At 61.0% G+C, this 3,371-nt stretch carries 4 protein-coding genes; 2 read left to right on the top strand and 2 right to left on the bottom strand.

Annotated features, from left to right (window positions below):
• Positions 1 to 172: 172 nt before the first annotated feature.
• Both NW863_RS12555 and NW863_RS12550 read right to left on the bottom strand, forming a co-directional pair.
• On the bottom strand, positions 173 to 1,525 hold the full coding sequence (locus NW863_RS12555) for a TldD/PmbA family protein (protein WP_414366764.1): 1,353 nt from the start codon (positions 1,523 to 1,525) through the stop codon (positions 173 to 175).
• A gap of 140 nt (positions 1,526 to 1,665) precedes the next feature.
• Complete coding sequence (locus tag NW863_RS12550; RefSeq protein WP_414334649.1) at positions 1,666 to 2,061, bottom strand: hypothetical protein; 396 nt, start codon at positions 2,059 to 2,061, stop codon at positions 1,666 to 1,668.
• Between the two features lie 118 nt (positions 2,062 to 2,179).
• On the opposite strand from NW863_RS12550, the gene NW863_RS12545 reads away from it, so the two are divergent.
• Positions 2,180 to 2,488, top strand: coding sequence for a TIGR02450 family Trp-rich protein (locus tag NW863_RS12545; protein WP_414334651.1), 309 nt, complete (start codon positions 2,180 to 2,182; stop codon positions 2,486 to 2,488).
• Between the two features lie 305 nt (positions 2,489 to 2,793).
• Positions 2,794 to 3,267 (top strand): 2-C-methyl-D-erythritol 2,4-cyclodiphosphate synthase, encoded by a 474-nt coding sequence (gene ispF, locus NW863_RS12540; protein WP_414366762.1) that lies wholly within the window; start codon positions 2,794 to 2,796, stop codon positions 3,265 to 3,267.
• The last annotated feature ends 104 nt before the right edge of the window (positions 3,268 to 3,371 follow it).

Genomic DNA, 3,371 nt, shown 5'->3' with positions numbered 1-3,371 from the left:
AGTTGCCCGTCAGCGTAGAGATTGGCAACACAAGGTTACCTCAGAGATTGCCCGTCGTTATGACATCGGGGTAACCGGTCGCGTTAGCGGGACGGAGTCCTTAAAGCTCAACGTCAAGGGCATGACCCATAAAGCTAAAGGTAATTGGAGGGCCTTGCCTGCCGCTTCAGGATTAGCCCGCTGTTACCGATACATCTTCGATGCGCAGAGCCGGAAAGGCCGTGGTGCCGTTGAAAACAGTTACCTCTTGTGAGATGGCGGAGATATTGCGCAAACAATCGTAGAGGTTGCCGGCAATGGTGGTCTCCAGGATGGGGCGCTTCTCGCCACCTTTGACCAAAAAGCCCCCCTTCACCACTCCGGAAAAATCGCCGGTAATCGGGTTGCTGCTGCCGGAAAGCCGCGTGACGATAATGCCCCGCTCCATCGCATACAGCTCAGACAAAGGGGTTGTCCCCGGGGCCACGCTCAGACAGGCCGGCCCCACGCCCGGCAAGCTGCCCGCCCCCCCTGTGGCATGGCCGTTGGAGGGAACGCCGGCAGCCCGGCCTTCGTAGCTGTTGTACATGAAGTTGCAGAGGATCCCTTCGTGGATCAGGGGGGTAATTTGGCGTGGCATCCCCTCGCGGTCGAAGGGCTCGATGGGGTGGCCGGGCAAGCCCAGCCCCTCGGAAACCAAGGTCAACAGGGGGCTGGCGATCAGGGATCCCATCTTCTGCGCCAGGGGGCTTTTGCCCTTGCGCACCGCGTCCGCCCCCAGCACAAAGAGGAGGTCTCCCAGAAACTCCTCCACCACATCCGGCGGCAGGACGATGGGGCCGCGAAAACTCTCCCCCTCCCTAGCCCCTAGGGCCCCCACACACTTTTGCACAAAGCGATTAAAAGCCCGCTCCAGCGCCGGCAGCAGCTCCGCCCGCTTCTGCACACTGTCGCCGTCGTAGGCAAAGCTGCCCACCTCGTCCCCATCGATGGCCATGCCAAACAGGGATCCGCCCGCCTCGACGCTGTGGTAGTTGGCGCGGATGCCGGTGGAAGAAGCAATGGCCACGGTATCCTCTTCCACGCTGAGGGAGCCGCTGTCGATGGTGATGCGGGGATCTTTGGATCGCACCCACTCCACCAGTTGGGATCCCAGTTGCGTCAGCTCGGCAGCATCCAGTTCCAGCAGGCCTGGGTCGAGGGCAAAGGGCACCTGGGGCAGAGGCTGGGGATCCGGCAGGCCGTTGAGGGGATCCGCCGGCGAAGCCTTGGCCATGGCCACCGCCTCAGCCGCTGTCTCGGCCAGCTCTTCCGGGCGGTTGGAAGTGGCAAAGCCCAGCCTGCCGCCGCAGAAAACCCGGATGCCGAACAGGGTCTCGCTGCTGCTGCGGGCCAGGTTGAGGTCATTTTTCTCAAAAGTTACTTCCGTCTCACGGCCTGAGTTGGCAAACACCTCTGCTTGGTCGGCCCCGGCAGCCAAGGCCTTTTGCACACCCTGTTCGCAAAGATCCAGCAGGTTTTCAGGAGCAATGACGGAGCCGGCCATAGAACTTGAGAGCTGCAAGAGAACAGTTCTATTATCGACCCTGCTGCCAAGACCTGCCCCAACAGCAGGGGCCAGATGATCTCAACTGGTCACTTAGGCTTGGGATCCCTTTGCCGGCAGCTTTGCGGATCCCTGCGGCATTAGGGCTGCTCCAGCGGCTGATCCGAGAACAGCAAGGGGGCAATGTTGGCGGCTTGGTTGAGTGGGATCTCGTCGTGGATGGCGTACTGATAAAACTGATCCAGCCGCTGACACAAACCTTCTGGGGTCAAAGCCTGTACATTGGAGCTGATGATGTAACTCTGGGCAGGAGAGGCACGAAACGCCTGAAAGGCTTTGCGACAAAACGCCTGCTTGGCCTCAGGATCCGCCTGGCGCCACTCCGGCCCTGTGAGTTTGCCAGAGAGTGCCGGCTCAGTTGCTGCCCAGGCGCTGGACGCGACCAGGGGCAGTCCCGTTGCCCAAACCAGCCAGGCCAGGAGGAGCAGCAATACCTGCTGCCAAGAGAACCCAAGCCGTTGCTTGTGTTGCACCATAGGTGGATATGCTGAGGGAAGGAGCTTGGAATGCCGAAGCATCCCTAGCGATCCTATCGCCCTCGGTCTCCCCCATCCAGCCGAGGACAGCCCTGGAGCAAGGTTGGCAAGCAGCTCTATGGCTCGCAGCAAACCCCGCCAAAAACAGCGCTTTCCCCATCTGCTGGGCTCCAAGTGGACTTCTGTCCAGCCTGTGATGGGTTGGCGACATTTTCAGGTCGCCGCCCGCCAAGAGGGGCAAGGGGGGCTGGTGTTTGCCGAGCTGAGGGCCGTCTGCGATCCCCAGGTGCGCCTCTGGGTCAACGCCGCCACCCTCAAAAACCGGGATCTCTGGCAGCCGGGCTGGACGCCGCTGGAAGACGGGATCCCCTGCGGATCTGGCGGATCGTCTCTCTCCAGAGACTCAGGGATCCCCGGATCCCTCTAGCGCTGTATTCTTCTAGCTACAAGACTTTTGAGGAGAAAACGATGCCCAGGTGTGATGTCTGTGGGAAAGAGCTCAGCTACGGCGACTATCAATGGGCCAAGCGCTGTACCAATCCCTACGGGAAATCCCACCTTATCTGCTTCGACTGCTACAGCGGTTCTTCCTGTCCCATCTGCTCCTCCCCTCTCGAGTCGGCAGAATAGAAAGAAGTCGTTCTCAACAGCCGCTTTTCCTCTCCCGGTGAGCCAAGCTCTTGGAAGGAAGTTGGCAAAAGTCTCGCTGGTGTTCCCAAGGGAGCCGCAACAGTGCGCATTGGCCAGGGCTATGACATCCACCGTCTCGTAGAAGGGCGCCCCCTGATCCTAGGCGGGATCCGGATCCCTTACGAAAAGGGTCTGTTGGGCCACAGCGACGCCGACGTGCTCACGCACGCCATCATGGACGCCCTCCTAGGGGCCGCCGCCCTGCGGGACATTGGCTACTACTTTCCCCCGGAAGAGGAGCGCTGGAAAGGGGCAGACAGCATTCTCCTCTTGCAGCAGGTGGTGCAGTTGGTAAGCCAAGAGGGCTGGCGCATTGCCAACGTCGATAGCGTCGTGGTGGCAGAGCAGCCCAAGCTCAAGCTCCACATCCCCGCCATGCAGGCCCGCCTGGCCGAGGCCATGCAACTATCGCCCAAACAGGTAGGCGTGAAGGCCACCACCAACGAAAAACTCGGCCCCGTCGGCCAGGGAGAGGCCATGGCTGCCTTTGCCGTCGCCCTGCTGGTGGAACGCTGAGCTGCCGGCTTGCGGAAAGCACCTGGCCGTTGCCCTGCCCAAGCTGCCAAACTGGCAAGCAATCGCTCCCTCAAAAAACCAATTGGCCCCCATTGTCGTGAAAC

This window comes from Synechococcus sp. B60.1 (genome assembly GCF_047462555.1).
GTDB lineage: Bacteria > Cyanobacteriota > Cyanobacteriia > Thermostichales > Thermostichaceae > Thermostichus.
The sequence above is the reverse complement of the archived record's forward strand: the minus strand, read 5'-3'. Positions and strand labels throughout refer to the sequence as shown.